A 26,657-nucleotide genomic window follows, 5' to 3' on the forward strand; every position below is an offset into this window, starting at 1 on the left:
GCCCTCAGTGCGCGAGCCGGTAGGCGAGATCGTTCCAGCGGAGCTCGTTCTTGAGCGAGCGGATGTCGGTCCCTTCGCCGATGCGGACCAGCTCCACGCCGGCGATGGAGGCGAAATCCTCCACGTGCGCCATGTTCACGGCGCGGCTGTGGGCGCAGTGATGGGCGCCCCCAGCCAGGATCCACGCCTCGCAGGCGAGCCTGAAATCGGGCTTCGGGATCCACACCGCGCGCGCCACAGGCAGCTTCGGCATCGCCTTGTCGGGCGGCACCGACTCGAGCTCGTTGGCGACGATCCGCATGCGGCCGCCCATGTCGATCATGGCAACGTTCACAGCGGGCCCGGCCCCGGCGTCGAAGACGAGCCGGCACGGGTCCGCCTTGCCTCCGATGGAGAGCGGGTGGATCTCCAGCGACGGCCTCCCGGCCGCGATCGACGGGCAGATCTCCAGCATGTGGGCGCCGAGGACGCGCTCTTGCCCCGGGACCAGGTGATACGTGTAGTCCTCCATGAAGGAGACGCCCCCGCGCAGGCCCGTCGCCATGACCTTCAGGGCGCGGACCAGGCCGCAGGACTTCCAGTCGCCCTCCGCCCCGAAGCCGTAGCCGTCGTCCATGAGCCGCTGCACCGCGAGGCCGGGGAGCTGCTTGAGCCCGTGCAGATCCTCGAAGGTCGTGGTGAAGCCGCCGAAGCCGCCCTCCCTCAGGAAGGACCGCATCGCCGCCTCCTGCCTCGCCGCGTACCGCAGCTCGCCGTGGCGATCTCCGCCCCTCCTCAGGGCGGGGGCGACGGTATAGGCCTCGTCGTACTCCACCACCAGGCGATCGACCTCGCGCTCGTCGACGTCGGCGATGCGCCCCACGAGATCGCCCACGCCATAGCCGTTCACCGACCAACCGAACTTGACCTGCGCCTCGACGCGGTCGCCTCCGGTGACGGCCACCTCTCTCATGTTCATGCCGCCGAAGCGCGCGATCTTGAGCCGCCGCGCGTCGAGGATGGCGCAGGCGGCGCGCGCCCAGATGTCGAGCTTGGCGAGGACGTCGCCGTCCGTCCAGTGGCCGACGACGACCCTCCGGTCGATGCGCAGGCGAGCGCCGATGTACCCGAACTCGCGGTCCCCGTGGGCGGACTGGTTCAGGTTCATGAAGTCCATATCGATGCTGTCCCAGGGGAGCTCGCGGCCATACTGCGTGTGCAGGTGCGCGATCGGCTTCTCCAGGCGCTTGAGCCCCGCGATCCACATCTTCGCGGGCGAGAACGTGTGCATCCACGTGATCACGCCGGCGCAGCGCGGCGACGCGTTGGCCTCGCGACAGACGGCGAGGATCGCCTCGGCGCTCTTGAGCGTGGGCTTCCAGACGACCCTGACCGGGAGCTTGCCCGAGGCGTCGAGGTACCCGGCGATCTCCCGCGCGTGTTCGGCGACCTGCCTCAGCGCGTCCTCACCGTAGAGGTCCTGACTGCCGGTCAAGAACCACACCTCGAAGCCTTCTCGAAGATCCTGCATGGCGATACCGCTCATTGCGTCAACTCCCTCTCAACAAACGATCCCAGCGCGACGTAATCTCGATACAGCGCGTCATAGAGCCTGGCGCGCGTGGCATCCGGCAGATACCGGGCCTCGGTCCCAGGCGACATCGCGCGCTGCGCGTCCTCGACGGTGGCGTGAAGGCCGGCGGCGGTCGCGGCGAACATCGCCGCGCCCAGCGCGACCGGCTGCTCGCCGGCGCGGACCTCGACCGTCATGTCAAGCACGTCCGAGAGGACCTGCATGGTGAGTGGGCTCTTGCGCGCGACGCCGCCGACACCGATGATGCCGTCGATGCGGAGCCCCTCGGATCGGAACCGCTCGACGATGGCGCGCGATCCGAAGGCGATCCCCTCCACGAGCGCGCGGTAGATCCGCGGCGCGTCCGTGCCCAGATCGAGGCCGACGATGGCGCCCTTGAGCCGCTGGTCCGCGTCCGGGGTCCTGCGCCCGTTCAGCCAGTCGAGCGCCAGCACGGAGCTCCGCGCCGGCGGGATCTCCGCGGCCGCTCTCTCCAGCTCGGGGATGATCCGCTCGATCGCCGCGTCGGCGAGCGTCACGTCGGCCAGCGTCGTCCGGAGCGAGTGGCCGGCGCCGGGCAGGGCAGGGAGGATGGCGAGGAGCGGCCAGCTAAGGAGCTGCTTGAACCAGGCAAAGACGTCACCGAAGGCGGACTGCCCCGCCTCGTAGCCGACCGCGCCCGGGAGGATCGAGCCATCGACCTGGCCGCAGATCCCGGCGACGAGGACCTCTGGCGCGCCGGTCTTCGGGACGACGAGCATATCGCACGTGCTCGTGCCCATGACCTTGAGCAGGCGGTTCGGCTGGATATTGCCGCCGACCGCGCCCACGTGCGCGTCGAAGGCGCCGACGGCGACGACGGCGTCGTCCGGGACCCCGAGCGTCGCGGCCCACCCGGGCGAGATCGTCCCGAAGGGCACGTCCGCGGTCCAGGTCTGCGAGCCGAGGGTGGCCTTGAGCGCGGGCAGGCGCGGGTTCAGCGTCGCCAGGAACTCGTTCGAGGGATAACCGTCGAACTCCGGGTGCCACATCGCCTTGTGCCCGGCGGCGCAGCGGCTCCGCCGGATCTGCCGGAGGTCGTCGGTGCCGGTCAGGACGGCGGGGATCCAGTCGCAGTGCTCCAGGACGGTGACCGCCGCGCGCGCGACCGCCGGATTGGTCTCGATGACGTGGAGCACCTTGGCCCAGAACCACTCGGACGAGTACACCCCGCCCTCGTACTTCGTGTAGTCCACGCCGCCCCAGGTCCGCGCCACGCTGTTGATCCGCGCCGCCTCGGCCACCGCGGTGTGGTCCTTCCAGAGGATGAACATCGCGTCCGGGTCCTCCTCGAAGCGTGGGCAGAGCGCGAGAGGTCTGCCCTTCGCGTCGGCCAGGACCGGCGTGGATCCGGTCGTATCGACCGCGATCCCGCGCACGTTCGCGGCGATATCGCTGCCCGCCTGGCCCAGGGCCGCGCGGATGGACGCCTCCATGGCATGCAGGTAGTCGAGCGGATGCTGGCGGAACCGGTGCGCGCGCGCGTCGCAATAGAGGCCCTGCGCCCAGCGCGGGTAGGGCGCGACCGAGGCCCCCGCGAGCTCGCCGTTCCGCGCGTCCGCGACGACCGCGCGAACGGAGTCGGTTCCGAAATCGATCCCAATAACGAAGGTTCCCCTGCGCATGACGATCCGTTGGCCGGGCGAAGCAAGTAAGGATGTGACCCGCGTTCAATGTGAACGTTCACATTGCAGCTGTCAATCACAATTTGCAGACTCGCGACGCTTCTCCCGTCCCGAGCCGCGTTAACCAAGCTTCACACCGCGTTCTCCTACATCCGAACGTTTACGTTTACGTGGACGTGGACGTGGACGTGGACGTGGTCGTGGTCGTGGTCGTCAACGGTAGGCCGTGAACGACCACGACCACGACCACGTAAACGTCCACGTAAACGTTCACGTAAACGTTCACGTAAACGTTCACGTGAACGCTCACGTTGGTGACCGATGGTGGTGGAAGGGGGCTTCGGGCCCTGAGCGTGACCGAACGAGCTTGGCTGACGCCTGTGGGGACGCGGCTCAGCCGCCTTCGAGGCAGATCCTGCGCACGAAGCGCCTCACGGTCGAGGCGCGATGCTCGGCGTAGTAGCCCTCCGCGGCCGCCCTCGACGCCTCGCCTGGCGCGTCGAGGCAGTCCGCGATGATCTCGTAGCCGTCCTGGAGATGGTTCGGGTCGCCGGGATGCGTGCGGCGATATTCGCGCACGAGCTCCCGCATGCGCGCGCCGTTCCGCGCGCTCATCGCGTCGTTCAGCAGCGCGATCATACCGTTCTCATGCTGGATCTCGACGTGGCGCTGCGTGATGGGGTGGGGGTGTGCGGGGCCCTCGTGTCGGTCGTCGGGGCTCGGCCCCATGACGGGCAGGTCGTCGATCGCCGCGGCGAGCACGGTGTTGCCGGCCGACGCGGGGGGGTCGTTCGACCCACGGCGCGGCGCTGCCTCGCGCGGCGGCTCCTCTCGCGACGTCTCTTGCCGAGAGGAAGGCAGCTGGCGCGCGTCGGGCTCTCGCCAGCGATGCACGAGGTACAGCGCCGCGCCGAGGAGCAGCAGCGCGGCGATGGACCAGCGCCTGCGCATCGATCTCATGGAATCGTGACCGTCCACGTCACCGTCTCTTGCGAGCGGGGCCAGTTGTCGCGACCCCAGCAGGGATCGATGTAGCGGGGGTTGGTCGAGGGAGGAGGATCGAGGCACTCGCCGCTGCGGTAGCGCACCAGCTCTTCGCCGGCGTTGTCGTAGGCCTTGGCGACGATGGTGTGGGTGCCCGAAGCGAGGCCCGCCGCGGCGACGTTGTACACGGGGCCGCCGTCCGTCGCGATCACCTCGCCGTCGAGCGTCCAATCCACGCTGATGACGTCGGGATCGATCACGTTGACCGCGAGCGTCGCCGGATCCGTGACGGCCCCTGCGGGCGGATCGGCCGAGTCGACCGGCTTGATGCGCATCCAGATGTCCATGATCATCTTCTCGCGCGAGACCGGGTTGAAGCTCGTGTTCTTGTTGTTTCCGAACAGGCTGTTCATCATCGAGTTCGAGGACGGGCGGTACTGCCCGCTATCGACGTAGCGGCTGCCGACGAACGTGCCCTGCACCCCCGTGGCGTCGGCGGCGTCGTACTCCAGCCACTTGTCCCATTTGCCCGCCGTCGTCGAGCAGTTGCCCGTGGTGTTCACCTCGACGTACTCCGTGCCGCTGCCGCTGCACATGTTCCCGCCGCAGGCAGCGCCCGTCGCCTTGGCGCAATACTCGTCGGCGAGCTGATGGAAGCCGTGGCCACCTTCGTGCAGGGCCGCTCCGGCGGCGTCCCCATGCCCGCCGGACCAGAGCATCCAGGCCGAGCCCGTGTTCCACCAGCGATCGTTGTTCAACACGATGGCGTGCCAGTCGACCTCGAAGTCCTCGGGGAGGTTCGCCTTGAGCGCCTGATCCGCCTTGCGGGTATCGCACTCTGCGAGGCGGCTCTCGTCATCGCCCGTGCAATCGAGCGCTCCAGGGATGCCGTTCGAGGGGCTGACCAGCTTGATGGCGCAGATGTTGACGAACTTGCGGTACCTGCCGTACGGCTCGCCGATCGGGCTGCTGAAGCGCTTGCCCATCGCCTCCTCGATGTGCTCGAGGTACGTGGTGTTCACGGTCGTGGCGTCGTAGCCGTCGCCCACGATGACGTAATTGATGCGGTTTTCAGGTGGACCCGCGCTCTCGATGGCCACGCCGTTCTCGCCGCAATCGAGCACGTAAGCGGAGTCGCCTCCTCCTGTGCCGCCGGGCACGAAGGTCCCCCCGGCGCCCGTGCCGGCGGACCCGCTCTGCGCCGCGCCGCCTGCGCCGCCTGCGCCGCTGGAGCCCGGAGTTCCGCTGCCTGTTGCTCCGCTGCCTGTTGCTCCGCTGTTGCCAGAGCCGCCGGACGCGGAGGTGCTGCCCTCCGATGTGCCGCCGCCGTCGGACGTCGCCGCGGGGTTGTCCGCTGCCTCGCCGCAGGCGCAGAGCGCCACGAGGCTCAAGACGTGCAGGGTACAGCTCGACTTCATCATGTTCACCTCACGACCTTTCGCAGACGGCATCCACGCCAGGCACTACCGTATCCCATCCCCGAGGATCCATAGGTGTTAACCAAGCTCGTTCGGTCACGTTCAGGGCACCAAACCCGCCCCCTTCACCCACCATCGGTCACCCATGTGAACGTTTACGCAAACGCAAACGTAAACGTAAACGTAAACGTAAACGTGGACGTGGACGTTTACGTGGTCGTGGTCGTGGTCGTTCACGGCCTATCGTTGACGACCACGACCACGACCACGACCACGACCACGTTCACGTAAACGTCCACGTCCACGTAAACGTCCACGTAAACGTCCACGTCCACGTCCACGTTCACGTAAACGTCCACGTTGGGGAGGTGGGAGGACGTGGCGCGAGACTTGGTTGACGCCTACGTCCGGCTCACGGTCAACCGAACAGGCCCTCGATCGCGGTGGTGTGCAGGTCGCTATCCCCCATCACGAGATCCGGAACCCCGAAGGAGCCCGCGATCGCCATCCACAGGTCGTTGGTGGAGCGCCCGCCGCGGTTGCCGTTGTTCCACACCTGCCCGCCGCGCAGCGTGGTGCCCTCGCCGCCGAACAGCACCCACGCCATCTTGTCCCAGTTGTGGTGCCGCGTGCCGACCTCCGTGATGTACGGGACCAGCGTGGTGTCGAGCAGCGTCCCGCCGCTCACGTCCTGGGTCTCCGCGAGCTCCTTCAGGAAGCCGGCGACGTAGCCGGCATAGAACTCTTCCACCCGCGTGAGGAACTCGAGCGTGTCGGCCGTATCGGGATCGTGGCTCGTGGTGTGGTGCACCTTGAAGATGGCGGAGTTGGGCGGCCACAGCTCGCCGAAGCTCACGTGGTTCGTGCCAGGGGACCACTGGAACGTGACCACGCGCGTCAGGTCGCAGCGGAAAGCGGCCTTGATCACGGCGAAATGCAGGGCGCCGATGCGCGCGTGCTTGACGTCATCGCGCTCGTTCACGACGTGCGAGCTGTCGTAGGGATCGATGTGACCGCTCACCTGGATCGTCTCGGGCTCCTCCGGCACCCCGCAAGACGCGGGATCCCTCGGGTCGGCGTCGAACTCCTTCTCCACCTCGCGGATGGCGGCGGCGTGCCCCTCCAGCGCCTCTCGCTGCGAGCTCGGCGCGAGGTCCTGAAGGCGCTTCAGGTCCTTCAGCGCGAAGTCGAGCACGCTCTTCTTCTGGAGGCGCGCCCGCGCCAGAGCGTCCAGGTTATCGTCCGTCGGGCCGCCCGGCATGAGCGTGCCGAACACCCGCCTGTACACCTCGAGCGGCTGGTAGTAGGGCTTCATCGGCGCGCGCGCGCCCGAATAGGACATGTGGCGGGTCGACACCTCGGGCGTGTCGGCGCGGTTGTCGCAGGAGACCTGGAGCGAGGCGATGGGCGTGCCCTGGAGCTCGGCCGACTGCTTCACGAGCAGCTGGTCGATGCTCGGCGCCTCGGCCATCGGATCGTCGCCGCCGTTGCCCGGGTACAGCTGCTTGGTCCGCGTCCCCGTGCACATCAGCACCGTCCCGCGCTCGTGGCCGCCGCCGACGGACCCCTCGTGCGGCAGCTTCAGATCGCGCATCACGATCATCCGATCCTTCATGGCCTCGAACGGGGTCAGGATGCGGGAGAGCGTGAAGTTGGTCCCGTTCCCTTGCGGCCAGTAGTTCTCGTACACGGTGCCCACGGGGCGCTGCACGATCAGCAGGCGCCTCGGCGGCGCCGCGCCCTCGGCCGCCGACTCGAGGCCCTTGAGCACCGTGACGAGACCCGCGGCGGCGCCGATGCCTTGCAGGAAGCGGCGGCGAGACCATCCATAAGAAAGGTTGTAGCCCACGGTCATTCCTCCTTGGCGCGCTCGGTCAGCGCGGGCGACGTCACGATGGCTTTCACGACGTTGGCCAGCGTCCGCTGGCCCTCCGGCAGCGTCTCGATCACGCGCCCGACCTGGCAGTCGCGGGCCCCGAGCGTCTCATCGTCCGTGCCATAGGTCAGCAGGTGCCGTGTGATGCAGGCGGCGAACCCATCGTTCTGCGCGACGGCCTCGGCGAACTCGACGGCGCTCGCGTAGCTCCCCCCGACGTCGGCGATGTTGGCGAGGTCGACGCGCGCGTCGATCGGCTCCCCGTCGAGCGTGTCGCGGTACCGGCCGACGGGATCGTAGTTCTCGAGCAGCAGGCCGAACGCGTCGAACTGGGCGTGGCACCCGGCGCAGGTGGAGTTCGCAGCGCGCGCGTCGGCGCGCTCGCGCTCGGTCATGTCGGCCTCGAGCAGCTCCTTGATCGCGTCCGAGAGCGACTCCGGGGGCGACGGGATCTTCCCGAGGCAGAGCAGCGCGCCGCGCACGAAGAGCCCTCGCGCCACGACGCTCGTGTTGTCGGTCCGGGACAGCGCCGCGAGCAGGCCGGGCTGCGTGAGGATGCCGGCGCGCTCCTCGGCCGGCAGCTCGACCTTCGTGAACTCCTCCGGGCTCGAGCCCGTGTGCTCCACGCCGTAGACCTCCGCGAGCACGCCGTTCACGAACGTCTCCCTCGTGGTGAGCAGGGCCGAAACGTCGGCTCCGCTCTTCCACAGGAGGTCGTCCAGGAGCAGCTCGGTCTCGTGGAACATGCTCGCCTGGAGCGCGGGGGTGTACTCCGGGAAGAGCCCTGGATCCTTCACCGTGCCGAACAGGTTGCTGAGCCCCCACGCCGCGATCAGCGTGGTGTTCAGGCTGCTGCGCGTCTCGGGCTTCTCGAGCAGCCGCTCGGCCTGGCGCGTCAGCTCCTCCGGATCGTTCAGGGCCCCGGAGTCGGCGGCGGCGGCGAGCTCCTCGTCCGGCAGGCTGTCCGTCAAGAAGAACGAGAGCTCGCTCGCGACCTCGTGGGCGGCGAGCTTCACCACGTCACCGTCCGCGTCGCCGCCGAGCTCGGTGCGGTAGGAGAACGAGGGGGACGCGATGAGCGCCTCGACCGCGAGCGAGACGCCGCGCTCGTAGCTCTCCTCTTTCCCGAGCGCATAGACCGACCACAGGTTGTCAAGCTCCGTCTGGTCCACGGGCCGGCGGAACGCCCGCTGCGCGAACTTTGTCAGGAACGTCTTGGCGCAGGCGTCGTCTCCGTCGGGGGCGCACCCCGTCACCTGCTCGAAGCGCTCCGAGATGCTCTCGGCCGCGTAGGCAGCCCGCGAGAGCCGCGTATGCACAAGGGAGGTCCCCACGACAAGGCCCTTCTTGGCAAACGGCTTCATCCGCGCGTCCGGCGCCTGCTCCGCCTCGATGGCCTCGTCCCCCAGGAGATCCCGGATGGCGTTCATGAACTGCAGGTCGGCGAGCAGCACGACCCGCCGTTCGAGCCGCGGGTTGCACAAGGCGTCTCCGCCGCCCGAGGAGCTCGTGCCGCCGCCCGTCGGGTTCGCGCCGGCGCCCGAGGAGTCCGAGGAGGAAGAGCTCGGGTTGCTGCCGATATCACCCACGCACCCTGCAACGAGGAGCGAAGCGCACGCGGCCGCTCGCAGCAGCCGGGAGGCCGCCACGCTGTGAGTGAATGTTTCCACTTCCCATCGATCGCATGCGGCGTTTGGACCGCTGTTGTGAATGGAAGATTTCATGGCTCCAGCTGCGCGACCTCGGCCATCGAGCCACCTCGGCGCTTTGTGGGGCGCGCGCCCCAAGGCGGCCGCCAAAAACGAAGATAGTTTCACACGATCCCTCCTGTGAGTCCGCCTGCTGTGTGAAAAGGTGCCTTCCTGACGTCTGGGGCTGCGGTAGATGAGCCGGCGCCGCGCCGCGTAACACCTTCACGTACCGCCGCTGCCGCGCGGCCGACCCGAATGGGCGGTGGCGCGCGACGCGAGCGCACCGCGCAGCAGGTCAGCCCCGCCGCTTCTCCTCGCGCTGTCACCGATGACGAACGCCCACGTGCGTACGACGATGACCCAGCCGGCGCAATGCCTAAGGATGTGTCCCGAACTGTGATCGTTCACATCATCAACGTCAATTGGAATCGACCGGCCCCCAACGATTTATGAACCGGTTGAGCACGAGTGCTGGCGGCGCTCCTCGAAGCGTCGCCCTCACGGGGAGGAGAGGCGGGGCTGCGGACCTGGTCGACGGGGGCTATGCTCGCCGGCAGCGGCCGGCATGCCGTTCGCATATGCTAGGGACCAGGCGGTAGACGCCAGACGCGAGAGCCGGCGTGGAGTCTGTGGGATCGATCTCGAGCCCACCGGGAATGGCATCCACGACGACGGACGAACAGCGTCGGTGCCGCGCTCGATCCCGATGGCGACGATCCCCGGCGCGCACCCGCCCAGTGACGCGAAAGCCGAGTGAAATGAAGAACCCCGAACATCATGTGAACGTTCACGTTGAAGAACTCCGTTCCAATCGACCGGCCCGCGACTATCCTCGCGCACCGATGGCTGACAAATCTCTTCCGGAGCGCCGCGTCAAGAAGGGCGGCGGGCGGCGGGCCGCGGTCATGGTCGACGTGGCCAAGCTCGCTGGCGTCTCGTATCAGACGGTCTCGAGGGTCCTGCACGACAGCCCCCACGTGCGCCGCGACACGAGGGAGCGGGTGCTGGATGCGATCCGCCAGCTCGACTACCGGCCGAGCTCGGTGGCGCAGGCGCTCGTCACCGGTCGGTCGCGGACGCTCGGTGTGGTCAGCTTCGACACGACGCTCTACGGTCCGGCGTCGACGCTCCTCGGGCTCGAGGAGGCGGCACACGACGCGGGCTATGGCGTGAGCATCGCCAGCTTGAAGTCGTTCAGCCGCGCGCCGGTGCTGGAGGCCGTGCAGCGGCTGCGCAACCAGGGGGCCGACGGCATCGTCGTGATCGCCCCGCAGCGGTCGGCGGTGGACGCGCTCCGGCACGTCACCTCCGACGTGCCGGTGGTCGCGGTCGAGGGCGGTCCCGACGACTCGGTGCCGGTGGTCGCGGTCGACCAGCACGGGGGCGCCGTGTCCGCGACCCGCCACCTGCTCGATCTGGGCCACAGGACCGTGTGGCACATCGCCGGCCCGACCGACTGGCTCGAGGCCGACCAGCGCATCGACGGCTGGCGCTCGGCGCTCCAGGCGGCCGGCGCCGAGGTCCCGCCGCTCCTGCGGGGCGACTGGAGCGCGCGCTCCGGCTACGAGCTCGCCCCGCAGCTGGTGCGCACGCCGGGCGTCACCGCCGTGTTCGTCGCCAACGACCAGATGGCGCTCGGCCTCCTCCGCTTTCTCCACGAGAACGGGCGCGAGACGCCGCGGGACATCAGCATCGTCGGCTTCGACGACATCCCGGAAGCGGCCTACTTCACGCCGCCGCTCACCACCGTTCGCCAGGACTTCTCCGAGCTCGGGCGCCGGTGCCTCCACGTCCTGCTCGGGCAGGTCGAGAGCGGCCAGCGCTCGTGGTCGCGGGTCGTGGTCGAGACCGAGCTCGTCGTGCGCAAGAGCACGGCCGTCCCCCGGCGCCGGTGAGACCATGCGCGCGCTGCCCTACCGCATCGTCGATGTGTTCACGGACCGGCCTTTCGCTGGCAACCCGCTCGCGGTGTTCACAGACGCCGCCCGGCTGGACGCCGCGACGATGCAGACGCTGGCGCGCGAGATGAACCTCTCGGAGAGCGCGTTCGTGCTCCCGCCGACGTCGCCAGAGACACACGCTCGGATTCGGATCTTCACGCCGACCATGGAGCTTCCGTTCGCCGGGCATCCGACGCTGGGGACCGCGTTCGTGCTGGCCGAGCCCTGGACCGGCAGCGCGAGCCTGATCCGGCTCGAGACGCAGCGTGGCGTGTCCGACGTGCGCCTCTCGCGGGACGATCGAGGCCTCGGCTTTGGATGGATGACCCAGCCGCTGCCGCTGATCGCGCGCTTCGAGCCGGCGCGAGAGGTGCTGGCCGCCCTGGGGGCCAAGGAGCCCGCCTCGCCGATCGAGCTCTACGACAACGGTCCGCACTACGTGCTGGTCGAGCTTGGCGGGCCGGACGTGGTCGCCGCATTGCGCCCGGACATGCAGCGCCTGGCCGCGCTCGGCAGCATCGCGGTGACGGCCTTTGCGCGCCATGGAGAGCGCTGGAAATGTCGCGTGTTCGCGCCGGGCGAAGGCATCCCGGAGGACCCCGCGACGGGCGCTGCCGCCGGGCCGCTCGCGCTGCACCTGGCTCGCCACGGCCGTACGCCGTTTGGCGCCGAGGTCGTGATCGAGCAAGGGGTCGAGCTCGCGCGGCCCTCCACGCTCCATGCGCGCGTGATCGGCAGCGCCGACAGGCTGGAACGGGTAGAGGTCGGGGGAAACGCGGTCATCGTCGCGCGTGGTGCATTCGAGCTCGAATTTTGACGTGTGATTGAACGCCTCCCGATAGCCCCGGCCGTCGGGCTCGGCTCAACCCCCGTGGGGCGACCCCGCCCCCGAGACCTCTGATTCGCCCCTTCGTCCCTGGGCCGCTTTCTCTGTTCCGAGGCGACACGAATCTCGGGCAGGTCGCTCGTCCTGGCGAAGCGGGCACAACAGGGTACGAGCTGGGCTACCGCTTGAATTGCAAAGTTGCTTCATGGTTGCAATGCGCGCTGTCGATGCATGTTTCCTCTCATCCGGGAACGTTAAATGTAGTACGCTTCGCGCGCGTGTCGTGATCACTTCCAGGTGTGGCGGGAATCATCCGTCGCGAGTTGCACGGCGTGCGTATCGCTGAGCGTGGGCGCTGCCGTTCGTGCTGCTGCCCATCGGCTTTCCCGCTCCCAGCTTCAACAACTACAATCGTCCAACTTGCGGAAGTCCAACATGAATAAGAAGCGTTCTTCTCGTTTGCTGTGCAGCACCGCTTGGATCGCGCTCGGAATGGCGACCCTCTTTGGATGCGGGGATGGGAGCGACGGGGTTGACGACGGCGTGGGCGGCTCGGGCGGAGCGGGGAGCACCGGCACCAGCGCCAGCACGAGCTCCAGCAACAGCACGAACAGCAGCTCCAGCGCCAACACGACGACCGGCGTCGGCCCTGCCACCAGCAGCAGCTCGGGCGATCCCGGGACGACCAGCTCCAGCTCCGGCGCCGCGACCACGGGGGTCGGCGGTGGGGACGCTTCGACCAGCGCGTCGACCAGCGCGTCCACGGGGGCCGGCGGCTCCGAGCCCGAGGGGAAGTTCGTCGGCAACATCACGACGAGCGGCGCCGTGCGCGACGGCTTCGCGAAGTACTGGAACCAGATCACGCCCGAGAACGAGGGCAAGTGGGGCTCCGTCGAGAGCTCCCGCGGGAACAAGAACTGGAGCTCGCTCGACAGGACGTACAAGTACGCGCAGGACAACAAGATCATCTTCAAGCACCACGTCTTCGTGTGGGGCAGCCAGCAACCCTCCTGGGTCGGTAGCCTCTCGCCGGATGAGCAGAAGAAGGCTGTGCGGAGCTGGATGGAGGAGTTCTGCAAGCGCTACCCGGACACGAAGTACATCGACGTCGTCAACGAGCCGCCGCCCCACACGACGCCTTCGTACACGGCCGGCCTCGGCGGTAACGGCGCCAGCGGCTGGGACTGGATCGTCAACGCCTTCAAGTGGGCTCGCGAGTTCTGTCCGAACGCCAAGCTCATCCTCAACGACTACAACAACATCGAGTACGAAAACGAGCACAGGCACTTCAAGGACATCGCGAAGAAGGTGATCGACGCGGGCGCCCCGGTCGACGCCCTCGGCGCGCAGGCGCACGACGCGTTCAAGATCAACACCAACACGGTCAAGGGGTACATCGACTCGCTCGCCGAGCTGGGCAAGCCCGTGTACATCACCGAGTACGATATCGGCGAGGCGAACGACAACCGGCAGAAGCAGATCATGGAGGAGCAATTCACCATGTTCTGGAATCACCCCAAGATCCCGGGGATCACCCTGTGGGGTTACATCGTCGGCAAGACGTGGAGGAACGGCACCGGCCTCCAGCAGGAGAACGGCACCATGCGGCCGGCCATGACGTGGCTGATGGACTTCCTGGAGCGTGGTAATTGACGCAGCGCTGACGCACTGAGCTGGACGAGCTCCCTCAATCGGAGGAGCTCGGGCGCGCCGGCATCTCGTACGGATGCTGGTGCGCTCTCTCCAGGTCTGCGTCGGTCTCTTTGGCCTGAAGCGGGGTGTGGATTCGTGTGATGCGGGCTCGGGCGCCAGGCAGGCGAGTGAGGTGTACCCACTCGCCGGCTGCGTACCGGGAGACGAGCAGCTGGCCGGCGCCTCCTCGCGAAGACCCGTGTCGGCCAGCGAGCGTCGTCGATCACAGGGGCACTTGGATCACGTCCTCGCAGGTGAAGTCGACACCCAGAGAGACCTCGACGTCGGCTTGGACCACGGCGCAGGTGTCATCGCAGAGGATGATCGCCGTCGGGTTCGCAGGCTCGTCGTAACGCCATGTCCCCGCGGCCGAGCAGGCCTGGTCATACGAGAGGGTCGTCGGCATGTTGGTCTGGGCGCTCGTGTAGGTCACGTTGACCTTTTGCTTGTCGAACGTCCTCCCGTCGGGCGCCGGCGGGATCGGGATCGTGCACGAGACGGCGGCGCCGCGGATCTTCTCGATCGCGGTCTTGAACGCGGCCGTCGTCTGCGTGGGATCGCCGGTGTTCAGCATGGACGCCTCTCCCGTGCCGCCTGCAGCGGCGATCTCGTGCAGGTTGGTGAGGCTGGGCGGCGCGCCGTCCCCCTGCGGACTGTCGACCCCGATCACGAAGGTCGAGATGTTGTTGGCGCGTGCAGCCTCGACGTTGCTCACGACGTCCTGGAGCGCGTTGCCGCCTTGTCGGCACCCCTCCGGATAGCCGTCGGTCACGAGCACGATCGCATATTTCCCGGGGTTCTGCTGGCGCTGCGCTTCGATGTAAGCGGTGAGGCCTTCGACCGCGAATGCCGTCGGCGTGCTGGTGCGCCACGTGCCCATGGCGCTTATCTCCGGCTCGATGACATCGATCGCCTCGCCGAACGCCGGGGAGGGCAGCGGCGTCATCGGGACATTCGGGGTCGAGTAGATGGTGCCCTCGCACGCCTGAAACACCTGAGCCGCGCCTGGGAAGAACGTGAGCGACGCCCTGAACCCCTCGGACGCGGGATCCAGAAAGAACTGCTTCGTCGCGGCCACGACGGGATCCCACTTGAGATCCTTCCTGCGCCACTCCACGTCGCTCGCGGTCATGCTGGCCGATACGTCGAACGCAAACACGAGGTACACCTGTTGAAACCCGGCCTGGGACGACTGGGTGGCGCACGCCTCCCCCGCGCCCGTCGAGCCCCCGCTGCTGCTGCCGGTCGGGTCGGAGCTCCCGCTCGATCCTTCGCCGCTTCCCTCGCCGAAGGTGTCGTCGAAGCCGGTGCTGGTGCTGTTGCCGGAGCCGGACCCGGAGCCGGCGCCGGCGCCGCTCTGCGAGCTAGCGCTGTCCCCGCTGCCATCGTTGGCCCCGCCGCACGCCGCGCCGATCAAAGCCACCATTGGCCATGCAATGGCTATCCTAGGCAATCTCATGAGCCGACTCCTTCTGGAACGCGTGCCAGCGCGGTCCGCGGGCACGAAGTTAGTTAGCAACGTGAGGTCTCCAGAGGCGGAATTTTCCAGTGATATGCCTCGCCGGAGCCTCGGGATCGATGACTAGTATAGTCGATGACGGTGATCTTTGCGCGGGATACGGTCTGAAAAGACGCGGCGTCGCGTCGCGGCCGTCATCGCGCAATGCGACCCCGGTCACGCAATCAGCACGGTCGTCGGCGTGAAATCTCACATCCGACGTCGTGGGTGCTGGGCCGCGCCGTCCCTGATGGCGCGGGCCCCAGCGGCGCGGGAGGGCCGCGCGCCCTCGTGGCGCAGAGGCCGCCGGGATCCGAGGGGCAAGGCCGCGGTCCTGGACATCGCAGAGCGCCCCGCGCGGTGGCCCGTGCCGCGCCGCGTGCAAAGGTCGCTTGTCGGGGGTGACAGAAATGTCGCCGGAGCTCCTTGCAGTGGACGTCTTCGTCGTGCAGCGACGCTGCACGCGCCGGTCGGTCAGAGCAGCTCGCGTGTGATCCGGTCGCCCTCTGGAAAATCGACCACAGCCAAAGATTCATCCACGTATCGAATTGCGCCGATCGCGCTGCGGCGTGCTGGGAGCGAACTCGAGTGTTTTCCCAAGCAGCGTATCGACGTCCGCGACGATTCGAGGCAAGATTCCGCCGTGTGCTGGCAAGGGGCTTCCTTGCGGAGAGCACGCTGATCGATGGTGAACCGAAGGGTACCTCGCGGAGGGCTCATGAAGATGCGATTCGGGTTCGCGAGCTTCTCGTTGCTTCTCGCGTGTTCTGGCGGCGCGGTCACCGAGCAAGCCGCTTCGGAGAGCGGCGGCGCCACGAGCGCGACAACAGGCGCTTCGAGCGGGGCCGGAGGCGGCGCCACGAGCTCCAGCAGCGCCAGCTCGAGCGTGGGGGCGAGCACGACGATCACGGCGAGCAGCACCACGGCGGGAGGCGGGACGACAGGCGAGGGCGCGGGGGACCCGGTGAGCTGCACCCGCGCGGGGCTCGCAGCAGCCACCCAGGCGTATCTCGCGGCGCTGTCGACGCACGATCCGGCGGGGGCGCCGGTCACGTCGAGCGCAAAGTACACCGAGAATACCGAGGAGGTGGCGATCGGAGAGGGCCTCTGGAAGACCGCCGGACCGATCAAGCTGCACCGGTACCTCGTCGACACCGAGCAATGTGGAACGATGTCCGAGGTCGTGCTCCCGGAAGACGGGGTGGACGTGATCATGGGGTTGAGGCTGAAGGTCGAGTCCGGTGGCATCACGGAGGCCGAGGCCATCATCACCCGGGATGGCGATTGGCTGTTCGACGCCCAGGGGTACCTCGACTCGAAGGACCAGACATGGGACGTGTTGCCTGAAGATCAGCGCAGCACGCGGGAACAGCTGCTCGCCGCGGCCAAGGCGTACTTCGACGTCTTCAACGACAAGTCGGTGAAGCCGCCGTTCGGCGAGGGCTGCGAGCGCCTGGAAGGCGGCCAGGCGACCGCTCCGTGTCCCGTCGGGATCCCGGACGGCGTCGTCATCGGCAACCGGCGTTACCTCGCCGATGTGGAGGCCGGCGTCTCGGTGGGCATCGTGCTCTTCGGCGGCGAGAGCTCCGGGTTGCTCGATGCGCACTTCTTCCGGCTGATCGACGGCACGATTCGCAACGTCCACAGCATGACCGTGGACAGCAGATTCACGACGACAGGCTGGCCCGAGGCGCCCTGAGCGCCAGGTCATCTCACCGAGCGAGGTGCGCGGGACCGCGGCTCGGAGCCGGGGGTGGCGCGCGCGCTGGCTCCTGTGCCATCGCGGGGGCGAGGAGGGACGACCCACCGGGTCGGCTCGACCTGGCCGCCTCCCTGCCGCACGGCCAGGTCGACCAGCGCGGCCATCCTCCTCGCCACATCCGTGAAGGTGTCCTCGGCCTCGCGATCCTGCGGAAGCCGGTCCGGCAGGGTGGGGCGCGTGCGGTGGATACGATAACGGTCGGACAGGGGCGCGCCAGGGAAGGCGCGGCGCAGCTCCTCCATCCCACCGATCAGCGCGACGAGCGAGCCCATGGTCGCCGTGCCGTTGTCGGAGTCCCAGCCGGACAGGGTGCCGATCTGTACGGTCCGCCGGAAGCTCCCCTCACCGAACAGGAGGGCCAGCGTCGAGGTCGCCAGGTTGATCGCGGATTCCGTGAACCCCCGATAGACGAAGCCATACGCCGAGGCCCGCTCCTGGTAGCGCTCCGCAATGGCATCGCGGACGCGCTCCCAGTCGTCGCGATCGCTGGTCGATAGATAGGCGGACAGCACGAAGTCGATGACATCGGCGGCCTTGGACTCCGCCGGCAGGTAGCTCCTGGCCTCACGGACGATGCGCACGATCTCCTGTCGCCGCGGCTTCTCCAGATCGACGGTCGCGGCGAGCGAGAAGAGGAGAACATGGAACTGCGCGGCGTGCGCCGCGTGATCGCGCGCGGTGGTCCGGATGGGGAGGTCGGCGATCCGCAGCGCCAGCTCCGGCATGCCGGGCGCGAGGGCGCCGAAGATCTCCGTGGTGAGCTGGGCGTCGATCTGGAGCGCGTCCGGATTGAGCGCCGGATCGCTCGTCGCGGGGGGCAGCACGCCGCGCTCGAGGAGATCGCGCGCCCGCCGGTTGGAGACCCAGATGAAATCGTTGATGTGCGCGCGCCATCCGTCCCGGATTTGCTCGGGGGAGAGCAAGAGGGTCCCCGCCTCGGTCATGAGGTGGAGGTAAACATACTCGATGTCCGTGTCATCGTCGGCCGGGCAGGGGTCGAGGAGGACGAAGTCGATCGGCGCTCCGTCGCGCCCCAGGGGCTTTCCCCAGTCAGCGTCGGTGAAGAAGGGGCGCTCGATGCGGACGCCCTCCGTGCGAAGCCCTGTCCAGTTGGCGATGCACGCGCCAATCCACATCGCGCGGAGCCGCTCGGCGTAGGCTGCGCGATCGAGCTGGAGCCGCGGCCTCGGGGACATTCCCGGCGTGTCCCGTTGCTCCATGGGAGCGGCGTGCGCGCGGCGCGGCGCGTCGCCGGCGCCCGCGAGCGGCGATAGCGAGAGGAGCGCGAGCAGGAGGCCGCGCGCGCATGCGCGTGGCCCGGTGCGGGGTGAGCCTTCGACAGGGCGTCGATCGCGGCGGGTGCGCATGAATTACCCCTCTCGAGTGCGCGATCGGTGCGTCGCGCATGCTCTCGCTCCGTGGCGGTGCAAGCGAGGTGCCTCGCCGAGCCCGCTCCCCTGGCGCTGTCCGCGCCATTACGTTTCGATCATGAACGCCGGAAGTCTCAATGGGCGCGGCGCGGGCGCGTTCCTGGACCGCCTTGTCTCGAGCGCGGCCCGCCATCTCCTCGGCGCGTCCCTGGCCATCGCGCCGGGCGCCGCGTCCATCACGCCGGTGCTGGAGGATCTCCTCTCCTTTCATCCGGGGTGGATGACACGGAGCGTGACCACGCATGATCCTTCAGGGGGCAACGATGATGGGTATCGCCCGGGGGTCGCGCTCGAGGGGGACCACCGGGTCCTGTTCCATGCCCGTGGGGAGGGGAGAATCGCGCGGATCTGGATGACCGCCCCCCGCGCGGAGCTCGAGAGGCCGGACCAGGAGATCTGGATCGAGATCGACGGACGCACCGCGTTTCGCGGGTCGCCCGGCGATTTCTTCGGAGGTAGGGGCTCCTGGAGATCACCTCTCGTGCTCGACGTGGACGCGAGCTCGGGCGCGTACACCAGCTATGTCCCCTTCGCCTGGTCGAGCGAGGCCAAGGTCCGCTTCCGGGGCGTTCCCATCTATTACCAGGTCACGTACCGCGAGGGCCCCGGGGCCGCATCGGGACCGACGCCCGAGGAGCTCTCGCGGTTCATGACGGAGGACTGGACAGCGACCCTGCCTGCCCCGTTGCGCCGGGAGAGCCTGAGGGCCAGCGCGCCGCTCGTCCTCGCGACAGGCCCCGCGACCGTATCCGGGGTCGACGTTCACATCCCGGCGGGGAGCTTGAACGATCTCTCGGTGAGGATCGGCGGACAGCCGCCCATACCCGCGTCGTTCTTCTTCGGCCTCGCCAGCTCGGGCACCGACGCCGACGGCGGATGGACGACCTTCCGGAGCGCGCTGCACGCCGCCTGGACGCCCGACGCCGCAGGGGCGGGCAGGCTCGCGACGCGCCTGCCGATCCCGCTGGCCGAAGGGGAGGTGCTCTCGCTCGAGGCCGCGCCCGGGCAGGAGATCGCGGGCGTCGAGGCGGCCGTCGACCTCGCGCCCGCCCGCCGAGGCGTGCGGCTGATCGCGCAATACCGCGATCAGATGGCCCCCGGACGCGAGACGACGATGCCCCTCTTCGAGAGCGATGAGCCGCTCCAGCTCGTCGCGCTCCTCGAGGAGATCAGCGGCGGCCGGCCGAACGATCGGACGTACCTCGAGGGCGACGAGATGGTCCGGACCGACGGGATGTCGCACCCGCTGCAGATAGGGACCGGCACCGAGGACTACTTCAATGGAGGCTTCTATTTCCTGGGCGCGCACCATAACCCCTTCAGCGGGCTGCTCCGTTTCCTTGTCATCGATCCCGAGGATGGATGGAGGAACGCCACGTTCGTGCATTCCCTGTACCGCCTGCACGTGGCCGATCCCATCGTGAGCCGCTCCGGTCTGCGCTTCGGCGTCGAGGCCGGGCCGACCGGCGCCTACACGCCGCTGCGGGTGCGCTCGCTGGGCCTCTCTTACGCATTCTCGGATCATCAGGTGATCGGTGAGCAGAAGGTCCGTGCGCCCGGGAGGCGGCGGCTCGTGCATTCGGCCGTCGACGCCGAGCGGCTGGAGCTCCGGCGGCGATCCTGGTCCAACGAGGGCCGCGGGATCACCCGGATCGAGGTCGCATGCCCGCCCGATGCGCGCGGCCTGTTGCTGCTCCGCGCGTACTCCGCGGCGAAAGCCCCGCAGACGGCGCGCGTCAGGCTCGACGGGCGGGAGGTCGGCGTGCTCCACGAGATGCAGGCGAACCCTGTCCGGTCGCTCGCCGAGGACGCGCTCTGGATCGACCTCCTCCCCGAACAGTGCGGCGCAGGCAGGCGCCCGGTCCTCGAGATCGACGCGACCCACTCCCCGGCGCCCTGGAGCGCGCGGGGCTACACGCTGCGGTTCTTCTCCGGACCTCCCGCGCCTCAGCTCACGCAGGGGCCCGCGGTGGAGATCTTCGACGCGAAGAGCATCCCCGGGGGCCCGTTCTATGTGAACGATCACTCGATGATCCAGCTCGACGACGGCCGCTGGATCCTCACCGGGATCTTTCACCACGAGCCTTATCGACCGGACACCGAGCGCGAGTTCGTCCTCGCCACCGCGCCTGGACCCGGGCCAGTGAGCTGGATGGAATCCGTCTCACCGAGCCTCACGCTGGCGCCGGAGCGCTTCTCGATTCGCGCCCTCTCTGACGAGCGCTGGATCTGGGCCCCGCACATGGTCCGGGACCGGGACGGCAGCCTGGTGATGATCTTTCATGTGGGCACGCACGACCCCGACCGATCCGGCTTCCGGATCGCGCGCTCCCGCGACGGTTTTGCCTGGGGCCGCGAGGGGGGGACGCTCTTCGAGGACATCTGCGTCGCCCGCGATCCGATGCTCGCCCGGCTCGGCGATCTGTGGGTTGTGTACTATACGCGCTGCGCGTCGATCGCGTCGCCCCTGAGCGGCGTCGCCTACCGCACGTCGCTGGATCTTCTCCACTGGAGCCCGCCGGCCATGGCGCTCACGCTCGGGCCGGAGACGGCGATGCGCAACAGCGGTTATACCGAGTCGCCGTTCGTGTTCGAGCGGAAAGGGTGGTTTTACCTGACGGTCACGAGCTACCCTGTCGACTACGACGCAACGTTCGTCTACCGCGCGCGCTCGCCGTTCGCGTTCCCGCCGCACGCCATTGCCCGGCTGCGCGCTCATGCGGCCGAGTGGGTCGCGGAGGGGGGTGACTTCGAGGCGGGGCGCCTGTTCTTCACGCACGCAGGGGCAGGGAAGGGCGGCGTGTTTCTCCAGGAGCTCCTCGGCCTCTGAGGCGCGCCGCGAGGGGTTTCAAGCCCTGCGTGCAGGGTGTAGGATTCGCGCATGAAGGTACTCAAGCGCGTTGGGCTCGGGCTCGTGGCGGTCGTCCTCCTGTTCGTGATCGTGGTGATGACGCGGCCTTCTACGTTCCGCGTCGAGCGTTCCGCGACCGTGGCGGCGCCTCCAGAGGCCGTGTACGCCCAGGTCGCCGACTTCCACGCCTGGGCGCGGTGGTCGCCGTGGGAGGGGCTCGACCCGGCCCTGAAGCGGACCTACGAAGGGCCTGCGGCCGGCCCCGGCGCGTCGTACGCGTGGTCGGGCAACGACGAGGTGGGCGAGGGGAAGATGACGATCACGGGCGCAGAGCAACCGTCGAACGTCACGGTCCGGGTCGAGTTCATCAAGCCGTTCGAGGCGACGAACACCGCATTGTTCACGTTCGTTCCGGCGCCATCCGGCACGAAGGTGACGTGGGCGATGGAGGGGGAGAACGGCTTCCTCGGCAAGGCATTCGGTATGTTCATGGATATGGACAAGATGGTCGGCGCCGACTTCGAGAAGGGGCTCGGGGCGATGAAGCAGATCGTCGAGTCGAAGGCGGCGCCGCCGGGCTGACTGAGCAGCACAGTCCGACCCGGGTCGATCTGCGCGCCCGCTCGTCGGTTCGACCCGGGTGAATGACGAGCTGCAGGCGAGCGTCGCGCTGGGATGAGCTTGCCTGCGCCGGGTGCAGCCGAGAACTCCCATGGTGCTTGTCGGACGGATCTCCGCCGGCGACGTGCTTGCCCGCGCGAGCGTGGCCGCGATCCGTCGACTATCCTCTCGCGCCCATGAGCGTCCATGTCGTCGTGTGCGCGTTCGCGATTGCCGTCCTCGCCGCGTGCTCCAAGACATCGTCATCGGTGACGACGTCGACGGATGCGGGCCCGGGCGCGGGGGGCGGCGCGCGCCTCCGCATCGCTGTCGTGCCGAAGGGGACGACACACGAGTTCTGGAAGAGCGTGCACGCAGGCGCGGTGAAGGCGTCGCGCGAGCTCGACGTCGACATCGTGTGGAAGGGGCCGCTCCGGGAGGACGACCTCAAGGCGCAGGTCGATGTGGTCTCGAGCTTCGTCGCGCAGGGCGTGTCCGGCATCGTGCTCGCGCCGCTCGACGACACGGCGCTGAGGGCGCCGGTGCGGGCGGCGGCGCAGGCGAAGATCCCGGTTGTCGTGTTCGACTCCGATCTCGCCAGCGACGATCACGTGAGCTTCGTCGCCACCGACAACGAGGCGGCCGGCAGGCTCGCCGGAGAGCACCTCGGCAAGGCGATCGGCGAGAACGGCAAGGTCGTCGTGCTCCGTTACCAGGAGGGCTCGGCGAGCACGCAGCACCGCGAGAAGGGGTTCCTCGACGCGATCCGCGCGATGCCCGGCGTCACGGTCGCGAGCGAGAACCAGTATGGCGGCGCCACCACGGAGTCGGCGTTCCACAAGAGCGAGAGCCTGCTGCTCGCGCAGAGGGCGGCGGAAGGGGCCATCGCCGGGGTGTTCACGCCGAACGAGTCGACGACGTTCGGGATGCTGCAGGCGCTCCGCAAGACGAACGTCGCGAGGAAGGTGAAGTTCGTCGGCTTCGACGCGTCGGAGAAGCTCCTCGGCGCGCTGCGCGAGGGCGACATCGAGGCGCTCGTCGTGCAGAACCCGTTCAACATGGGGTACGTCGCGATCAAGACGATGGTGGCGCACCTCCACGGAGAGAAGGTCGAGGCGCGCATCGACACGGGCTCGCGCGTCGTCACGAGGCAGGACCTCGACGACCCGGCGGTGCAGGAGATCGTGCGGCCCGACCTCGCCAGGTGGCTCGGGGAGTGAGCGGCCCGTGGCCGGAGAGCGCGCGCCCCTCCTGGAGGTGACGGGCCTCGCGAAGGCGTTCGGCCCGAACCCGGTGCTGCGCGATGTCTCGCTGCGGGTAGCGCCCGCGAGCATCCACGCGCTGCTCGGCGAGAACGGCGCGGGCAAGAGCACGCTGGCGCGCGTCCTGCTCGGCATGGAGCGCGCGGACGCAGGCGCGATCCTGCTCGGAGGAGCGCGGTATGCGCCGGCGTCGGCCGAGGAGGCGCGCCGCGCGGGCGTCGTCCTGGTGCCGCAAGAGCGGACGCTCTGCGCCCACCTCACGGTCGTCGACAACGTGGTGCTCGGGATCGAGCCGCTCGCGCGCGCGCGGCTCGGGATCCGGGACCGCTCGCGCGCGCGCGCCGTGGCGCGGGCGGCGATCGCGCTCGTCACCGCCGATCCGGGGCGCGTGCCGCTCGACGCGCGGGCCGGAGAGCTCGGCGTCGCCGATCAGCAGCTCGTCGAGATCGCGCGGGCGCTCGCGCAGGGCGGCCTCCGCGAGGACGGGCGGCTCGCGGCGCGGCTCCTCGTCCTCGATGAGCCGACATCGAGCCTGGGCCAGTCGGACGCCGCGCGCCTGTTCGAGCGCGTCCGCGCCCTGCGAGACGCCGGCCTCGCGGTGCTGCTCGTGACCCACTTCCTCTCGGACGTGCGCGCGCACGCCGATCGCTACACGGTGCTCCGCGACGGCCGCGTCGCGGGCGAAGGCGATCCGCGCGAGACCGAGCCGGCGCAGATCGTCCGCGAGATGCTGGGCCGGGCGCTCGAGGACACGCGCGCGAGCGCCGACACACGCGCGAGCGCGGTGTCCGAGGCGGCGCGTCCGGACGGCGGCGAGGTGGTTCTCGAGGCCGAGGGCGTCTCCGGCGTGAAGCGGCCGAAGCGCGCGTCGCTGACGCTGCGCCGGGGGGAGATCCTGGGCATCGCCGGCCTCGTCGGCTCGGGGAGGACAGAGCTCCTCCGCATCCTCGCGGGGCTCGATCCGAGGCGCGGCGGGACGGTCGCGCTGCGCGCTCCTCGCGGGATCGGCCTGCTGAGCGAGGATCGCGGCGGCGAAGGGTTGATGCTCGGCCGCTCGCTCGCCGAGAACGTCTGGCTCTCGCCGCGCGCTCCGCGCTTCGCCAGGCCGAGGTCGCTCCTCTCGGAGGGGGCGCGCTGGATCGAGAGGCTCGCGATCCGCGCAGGAGGGCCGGAGCAGCGCGTCGGCGAGCTCTCGGGCGGCAACCAGCAGAAGGTCCAGCTCGCGCGGCTGCTCCGCGAGGACTTCGACGTGCTCCTCGTCGACGAGCCGACGCGCGGCGTCGACGTGGCGAGCAAGGCGCAGGTGCTGGCGCTGCTGCGCGATCTGGCGCGCGCCGGCAAGGCGATCGTGCTCGTGTCGAGCCAGCTCGACGAGCTCGTCACGACCTGCGATCGCATCGCGGTCCTCCGCCGGGGGACCCTCGACCCGCCGCGGCCCGCGTCGTCGTGGACCGAGGCGTCGCTCCTCCTGGAGGCATCGTCGTGAAGAAGCGTCCGCCGTGGGTAGGGCCGCTCGTCGCGCTGCTGCTCGTCTACGCGCTCTTCGCGGCGCTGACGCCCGACACGTTCCTGCGCAGCCAGAACCTGCTCACGATGGCGCGGCAGACGGTGGTGGTCGGCATCTGCGCCGTCGGCATGACGCTCGTCATCGCGACCGGCGGGATCGACCTCTCCACGGGCTCGCTCGTCGCGTTCACGACGGTCGTCCTCGCGAAGCTCCTGCGCGCGGGGGTGCCGGCGCTCCCGGCGGCGCTCGTCGCCGCGGCGGCGGCGGGCCTCGTGGGCGCCTTCGTCGGGACGCTCGTGGGGCGGGCGCGGATGGTGCCCTTCGTCGTGACGCTGGGCACGATGAGCGCGCTGCGCGGCGCCGCGAAGGGGCTCGCGTCCGAGCAGAAGATCGACGCGGATCCGCGCGGGCTCGACGCGCTGCTGTCGGCCGACCTCACCGCGCCCGGGCTGTGGATCACGGCGGCGCTGGCGATCCTGGTCTTCGCCGTGCTCCTGTTCACGCGCTTCGGGCGGCACGTGTTCGCGGTCGGCAGCAACGAGGCCGCAGCGCGCCTGTGCGGCATCGACACGGGGCGGGTGAAGATCGCGGTGTACACGCTGTCGAGCCTCCTCGCCGGCGTCGCGGGGGTGATGGAGTTCTCGACGCTGACGGTGGGCGACCCGACCGACTCGATCGGCCTGGAGCTCGAGGTCATCGCGGCGGTGGTCATCGGCGGCGCGCCGCTGTCGGGCGGCGAGGGGAGCGTCGCGGGGAGCGTGATCGGGGCGCTGCTCATCACGGTCATCCGGACCGGCGGCGTCCACCTCGGGTTGCCGAGCTGGGTGCAGGAGATCGCGACGGGCGCGATCATCGTGGTCGCCGTCGCCGTCGACCGGGTGCGGCGCGCGCGCGGGGCACGCGCTGCCGCGGGCTGACGGCCGACCAGCCGATCGAACGCGGCTCGCACACGGCGCGCGGACCAGTCTGCATGGCCGCTCCCGTGGGCGCACGCGGACCAGGTCGGGCTCACCTGGCGTCATGGCTGCGCCCAGGCGGCCTCGGCGCCTGGATCAGCCGCCGGGAGGCGGGCCCATGCCGCCGCCTGGCGGCCCTCCCATACCGCCTGTCGAGCAGAGCTCGTCCGCGAGCGAGGAGCGGACCACGAGCGTCTTCCAGGCGAGCAGCGATCCGTCCGCCTGCTTTTCGGTCGACAGGACGTACTCCTCGCCCCCATAGATGGAGTCGCTGGCGTTCGTCGTGTCCGGCTGTCCGAGCGCCGCATAATCGGGGTGGCCCGCGAAGAGCTCGGCGGTCAGCGCTTCCGGGAAGAAGAGCTGAGACGTCACGTACTCTTCGCCTCCGACGCGCACGGTGAAGTGGATATGGATGGCGCGACCGGAGTACCATCCCGGATAGCAGGTATCGAAATCGACCCGTCCCTGCGCGTCTGTCGGCTGCACGCCGCGGAAGTACCTGTGGCTCAGGGCGTCTTCATCCCCACTCGTGCACATGTCCACCGAGTCGTCGCCCGAGTAGAGCCCGGTGTTCCGCGTGTGCCAGATGTCCACGGTGGCCCCCTCGATGGGAGAGCACGCCTCGTCCACGACGCGCAGCGCGAGCCGGACGGGCAAACCGGGGTAGCCCTCGCTGATGTCCTTGCGCTCGATCGTCTGCGCGTAACAGGGACCCAGCGTCATCGCGCACGTCAGAGCACAGGCGGCGCCTTGGTCGTCGGTGAACGGATCCCGGTAATCTTCCGAGAGCGAGCCGGTGCCACCCGAAGCCCAGTCACCCCCGCCGCCGGCGCCCGCCTGGCCGCCGGCACCCGCCTCGCTGTCAGCGCCCGCCTGGCCGCCGACGCCGGCTTCGCCGCCGGTGCCCGCTTCGCCAGCGCCGCCGCCCGCTCCGCCGGCGCCGCCCGTCCCCGGGGTCGAGTCGGCGTCTCCGCAGGCGGGGAGCGCGCCGAGCGGCGCGAGCGCCAGGCCCGCGCCGAGGCCCTGCAGGAGGGTCCGGCGCGTGAAGGGGTGTGAGGGGTCATTCATCGCGTCGCTCGTCATCGTGGCTCCTTCCTCGATGGTGGGTGTCCGAGCGTGCGCGCTGCGTGCGCCGCTCCTCGACACCT

19 protein-coding genes are annotated in these 26,657 nt (G+C 69.3%); 9 read left to right on the forward strand and 10 right to left on the reverse strand.

The genetic code is table 11. From position 1 onward, the window contains the following. Positions 1-4: 4 nt before the first annotated feature. The 7 genes from araA to WME79_RS18700 all read right to left on the reverse strand — a co-directional run bounded on the left by araA (position 5) and on the right by WME79_RS18700 (position 9,164). Complete coding sequence (gene araA / locus WME79_RS18670; RefSeq protein WP_437537584.1) at positions 5-1,510, reverse strand: L-arabinose isomerase; 1,506 nt, start codon at positions 1,508-1,510, stop codon at positions 5-7. An 11-nt stretch (positions 1,511-1,521) separates the two neighbouring features. Further along, complete coding sequence (locus tag WME79_RS18675) at positions 1,522-3,216, reverse strand: ribulokinase (RefSeq protein WP_437537587.1); 1,695 nt, start codon at positions 3,214-3,216, stop codon at positions 1,522-1,524. Between the two features lie 166 nt (positions 3,217-3,382). Continuing rightward, positions 3,383-3,514: a hypothetical protein gene (locus tag WME79_RS18680; RefSeq protein ID WP_437537590.1), complete on the reverse strand. Its 132-nt coding sequence runs from the start codon at positions 3,512-3,514 to the stop codon at positions 3,383-3,385. Between the two features lie 95 nt (positions 3,515-3,609). Further along, the gene (locus WME79_RS18685; RefSeq protein ID WP_437537593.1) at positions 3,610-4,176 is read right to left on the reverse strand and encodes a hypothetical protein; all 567 of its coding nucleotides are present in this window, start codon (positions 4,174-4,176) and stop codon (positions 3,610-3,612) included. Further along, positions 4,173-5,621 (reverse strand): M64 family metallopeptidase, encoded by a 1,449-nt coding sequence (locus tag WME79_RS18690; protein ID WP_437539875.1) that lies wholly within the window; start codon positions 5,619-5,621, stop codon positions 4,173-4,175. Before WME79_RS18690 ends, WME79_RS18685 begins: the two co-directional genes overlap by 4 nt. Before the next feature lie 415 nt (positions 5,622-6,036). Continuing rightward, positions 6,037-7,473, reverse strand: a complete 1,437-nt coding sequence (locus WME79_RS18695; protein ID WP_437537595.1) for a DUF1552 domain-containing protein — start codon at positions 7,471-7,473, stop codon at positions 6,037-6,039. Then, positions 7,470-9,164 carry a DUF1592 domain-containing protein gene (locus tag WME79_RS18700; protein ID WP_437537598.1) on the reverse strand — a complete coding sequence of 565 codons (1,695 nt, stop codon included), beginning with the start codon at positions 9,162-9,164 and terminating at the stop codon, positions 7,470-7,472. Before WME79_RS18700 ends, WME79_RS18695 begins: the two co-directional genes overlap by 4 nt. 863 nt (positions 9,165-10,027) lie before the next feature. Here WME79_RS18700 and WME79_RS18705 point away from each other — a divergent pair. The 3 genes from WME79_RS18705 (at position 10,028) to WME79_RS18715 (ending at position 13,604) form a co-directional block, all read left to right on the forward strand. Next, positions 10,028-11,080: a LacI family DNA-binding transcriptional regulator gene (locus WME79_RS18705; protein WP_437537601.1), complete on the forward strand. Its 1,053-nt coding sequence runs from the start codon at positions 10,028-10,030 to the stop codon at positions 11,078-11,080. 4 nt (positions 11,081-11,084) lie between these two features. Then, positions 11,085-11,942, forward strand: coding sequence for a PhzF family phenazine biosynthesis protein (locus WME79_RS18710; RefSeq protein WP_437537604.1), 858 nt, complete (start codon positions 11,085-11,087; stop codon positions 11,940-11,942). Positions 11,943-12,443: 501 nt separating this feature from the next. Next, the gene (locus WME79_RS18715; RefSeq protein ID WP_437537607.1) at positions 12,444-13,604 is read left to right on the forward strand and encodes an endo-1,4-beta-xylanase; all 1,161 of its coding nucleotides are present in this window, start codon (positions 12,444-12,446) and stop codon (positions 13,602-13,604) included. A 262-nt stretch (positions 13,605-13,866) separates the two neighbouring features. Here the strand turns inward: WME79_RS18715 and WME79_RS18720 are convergent, their stop codons facing one another. Next, positions 13,867-15,069 (reverse strand): vWA domain-containing protein, encoded by a 1,203-nt coding sequence (locus tag WME79_RS18720; protein ID WP_437537610.1) that lies wholly within the window; start codon positions 15,067-15,069, stop codon positions 13,867-13,869. 790 nt (positions 15,070-15,859) lie between these two features. On the opposite strand from WME79_RS18720, the gene WME79_RS18725 reads away from it, so the two are divergent. Continuing rightward, positions 15,860-16,840 (forward strand): hypothetical protein, encoded by a 981-nt coding sequence (locus tag WME79_RS18725; RefSeq protein ID WP_437537613.1) that lies wholly within the window; start codon positions 15,860-15,862, stop codon positions 16,838-16,840. Positions 16,841-16,848: 8 nt separating this feature from the next. Here WME79_RS18725 and WME79_RS18730 read toward each other — a convergent pair whose 3' ends face one another. After that, on the reverse strand, positions 16,849-18,099 hold the full coding sequence (locus WME79_RS18730) for an ADP-ribosylglycohydrolase family protein (RefSeq protein ID WP_437537616.1): 1,251 nt from the start codon (positions 18,097-18,099) through the stop codon (positions 16,849-16,851). Positions 18,100-18,391: 292 nt separating this feature from the next. Between WME79_RS18730 and WME79_RS18735 the strand changes: the two genes are divergently transcribed. The 5 genes from WME79_RS18735 to WME79_RS18755 all read left to right on the forward strand — a co-directional run bounded on the left by WME79_RS18735 (position 18,392) and on the right by WME79_RS18755 (position 25,470). Next, entirely contained in the window at positions 18,392-21,163 is a 2,772-nt protein-coding gene (locus tag WME79_RS18735; protein WP_437537619.1) for a DUF2961 domain-containing protein, read from the forward strand. A 51-nt stretch (positions 21,164-21,214) separates the two neighbouring features. Continuing rightward, complete coding sequence (locus WME79_RS18740) at positions 21,215-21,766, forward strand: SRPBCC family protein (protein WP_437537621.1); 552 nt, start codon at positions 21,215-21,217, stop codon at positions 21,764-21,766. A gap of 215 nt (positions 21,767-21,981) precedes the next feature. Beyond that, positions 21,982-23,004: an ABC transporter substrate-binding protein gene (locus WME79_RS18745; RefSeq protein WP_437537624.1), complete on the forward strand. Its 1,023-nt coding sequence runs from the start codon at positions 21,982-21,984 to the stop codon at positions 23,002-23,004. A 7-nt stretch (positions 23,005-23,011) separates the two neighbouring features. Further along, entirely contained in the window at positions 23,012-24,532 is a 1,521-nt protein-coding gene (locus WME79_RS18750) for a sugar ABC transporter ATP-binding protein (protein ID WP_437537627.1), read from the forward strand. After that, entirely contained in the window at positions 24,529-25,470 is a 942-nt protein-coding gene (locus WME79_RS18755; RefSeq protein WP_437537630.1) for an ABC transporter permease, read from the forward strand. Before WME79_RS18750 ends, WME79_RS18755 begins: the two co-directional genes overlap by 4 nt. A 135-nt stretch (positions 25,471-25,605) precedes the next feature. Here WME79_RS18755 and WME79_RS18760 read toward each other — a convergent pair whose 3' ends face one another. Then, complete coding sequence (locus tag WME79_RS18760; RefSeq protein ID WP_437537633.1) at positions 25,606-26,577, reverse strand: protocatechuate 3,4-dioxygenase; 972 nt, start codon at positions 26,575-26,577, stop codon at positions 25,606-25,608. Positions 26,578-26,657: the final 80 nt, after the last annotated feature.

It is taken from the genome of Sorangium sp. So ce726 (assembly GCF_051521405.1).
Lineage (GTDB): Bacteria > Myxococcota_A > Polyangia > Polyangiales > Polyangiaceae > Sorangium.